Source organism: Streptomyces sp. NPDC005485, from assembly GCF_040606085.1.
Classification (GTDB): Bacteria; Actinomycetota; Actinomycetes; order Streptomycetales; family Streptomycetaceae; genus Streptomyces.
In genome coordinates this window covers 1-2,476 of sequence record NZ_JBEXDZ010000308.1, presented here as the reverse complement: position 1 = coordinate 2,476, position 2,476 = coordinate 1, and the positions used below count along the sequence as shown (strand labels likewise).

Below are 2,476 nucleotides of genomic sequence, written 5' to 3'. Positions count from 1 at the left end.
TCGTGGGTGTTGCCGGCAGAGATACCGACGAGAAGGGGCAGTCCGTTCGCGTCCGACAGGACGTGCATCTTGGAACCCGGCTTGCCCCGGTCCACGGGACTCGGACCTGTGTGTTCGCCCCCTTTTTAGCCCTGACGTGTGCGGTGTCGAGGACGACGCGGGTGACGTCGATGAGGCCGGCGTCGTCGAGACGGTGCAGCACCGCTTCGTGGAGGCGGCCCCAGACGCCGGCTCTCGACCAGATCAGGAATCGGCGGTGGGCGGTCGACTTCGATATGCCGAAGCACGGCGGAAGTTGACGCCATGCGCAGCCGCTGACCAGGACGTAGATGATGGCCGCGAACAGCGTCTCATCAGGCGTGTTCGATGTTCCGCCACCCTGTGGCCGTGCTCGTTGCTCTGGGATCAGCGGCCTCGCGATCTCCCACAAGCCGTCCGGCACGATCCAACTCCACGTTCCCCGCCCCATACCGGGTCAACGTCCGCCTCACCACGTAGGACACGGTCTTAGCGATCAGCGGGGTTGCGGAGTCGAACACTCGGCTGTCGCGAGACACGACACCTCGGCGTGATCGATTCCCTGGCCTTGAGCGGAATGATCGCATAAGTTGCCTCGATCGGCCGATGCCGTCGGCACCTGACCAGTGCCGGATGACGGCGGCCGAATTCCACGGAGGGGAAAACAACTTGAAGAAGAACACTGTCCGTCGCGCTGCCCGGACAGGGGCCATAGCCCTGCTCACCGCCACAGTTGTGGCTGGTACGGCCCGTCGGCGCACTCGCGGACGCCGGTTCACCGACTACGGGCGCGACCACGGGACCGCAGATCGTCAGCGCGTCCGAATACGCCAAGGAAGGCGGGGCGGATCCTCAGTCGATAGAGCCCGTCGGGGAATTCGGCCCCGCTGAAGGAGCCAGCGTCCAGAAGTTCACTGACCTGTTGACCAAGACGACCGGGCTGGAGCTCTTCCAGGCTCCCGGCGTGGAGGAATACGAACAGGTCGGTCAGACACTCACGTTCAGCCTCGGGGATGGGAACTACGAGCATCCGCTAAACATCACCCGCCTGACCGTCCATGGGGACGTTCCGTCATCGGTCCTTTCGACCGAAGGCGACCAGACGAGCACGACGACACTCCCCAACGGAAGCCAACTGCTCACCTCAGTCGGCACATTGGGCACCAGGGTCAGCACCCTGTCCAAGGGCGGACAGCTCACGCTTTGGGAAGCCCCGGCCACCGCCGCGCAGAACGCCTACACCACGGAGCACCTCGCGCGGTGGGCTACGGCGGTTGACGAACAGGGGATCACGGCCTCGCACGCACCGGTTCACACCGTCGCACAAGCTGCGCCCCACTGCCAGCTCACGCAGAGCCCGAAGCCCTTCAAGCACGGGGACCTGCACATCCAGGCCGACGCCTCGATGCTCTGCGACCAGAGGGGAAGAGGGAACTTCGCCGCTGCCTTGCGCCAGTACCAAGGGCTTGGGATCTGGAAAACCCTGGACTCCAGGGGCTACGTCAACGAGCAGGGCAAAACGTTCCCGGTGGTCCTGCGCTTCGAGTGCTCAAGGCTCACAACAAGCAATTGGAAGTACCGCAACAACATAGGCAACGCTACGCTGCGCAACGGCAACGGCTACTGGGGAGCTCACAACGTCTTTGCCGGAACGGCCACCATCCACTGTGCGTAGCGTGCCTTCGCCTGCCGCTGTGCGCGTCAGATGACGCGTCAGCGACGGTCGGCCGCAGCGGCCCCCGAGCCTGATCCGGCAGCGTACGGTTTGACGCGGCGGTGCTACGCACGCCAACTGTCCAATAGAATGCCGACCAGGTACGAGCCATGAATGGGGACCGGGTGGACAACGAAAAGCGCCGGCCTGATTCAGCAGATATCGGGATGGCCGGATGCGGATGGCTCCTGATCGTGGCCGTCATCGCCGTGCCCGGACTCATCCTGAACGACGGACCACTGACGGCGTACCTGGTTATTGTCGGCGGGGTGGTCGGATTCCTATGGGCGCGTAAGAGGCTGCGCCGCTGACGGAGTTCCTCATTAGCAAACCGCTGCGGTTGCTACGACCGACCGCCGATTGAGCCGCCTCGGCAAGCCGGATGTTCCGGTCGGCCCGGGCGGCTCGCCCCGTCTTCGCGCCTCTCGACGGATGTCGCCAACCCCCGTCGTCACCACCATCTCGGCGTAATTGTCCGCCACACGGTCATAGGACTCACGAACCACATCGAGATCGACCGGACGGTCAACAGGGTGCGCGCGCATCAGCCAACGGTAGGACCCTGCCGCGGACTTGGGACCGGTAAAGGCGGTTGACGCCAAGCCGTACATCACCGCCCGGGGGTCTGATGCAGGTTCGGGGGACAGGTTGACCTGCCCCACAGTTTGGGTTCCAGACTCGGTGGCTAAGACCGTGTCCTACGTGGTGAGGCGGACGTTGACCCGGTATGGGGCGGGGAACGTG

General features: G+C 64.5%; 2 protein-coding genes and 1 pseudogene. 2 read left to right on the top strand and 1 reads right to left on the bottom strand.

The annotated features are described in order from the left end of the window. Window positions 1-469, bottom strand: a pseudogene (locus tag ABZS97_RS43770) (IS5 family transposase); the annotation flags it as partial. A gap of 471 nt (window positions 470-940) precedes the next feature. Between ABZS97_RS43770 and ABZS97_RS43765 the strand changes: the two are divergent. Both ABZS97_RS43765 and ABZS97_RS43760 read left to right on the top strand, forming a co-directional pair. Then, window positions 941-1,693 carry a hypothetical protein gene (locus ABZS97_RS43765; protein ID WP_356149614.1) on the top strand — a complete coding sequence of 251 codons (753 nt, stop codon included), beginning with the start codon at window positions 941-943 and terminating at the stop codon, window positions 1,691-1,693. 164 nt (window positions 1,694-1,857) lie between these two features. Continuing rightward, window positions 1,858-2,043, top strand: a complete 186-nt coding sequence (locus tag ABZS97_RS43760) for a hypothetical protein (protein ID WP_356149609.1) — start codon at window positions 1,858-1,860, stop codon at window positions 2,041-2,043. The last annotated feature ends 433 nt before the right edge of the window (window positions 2,044-2,476 follow it).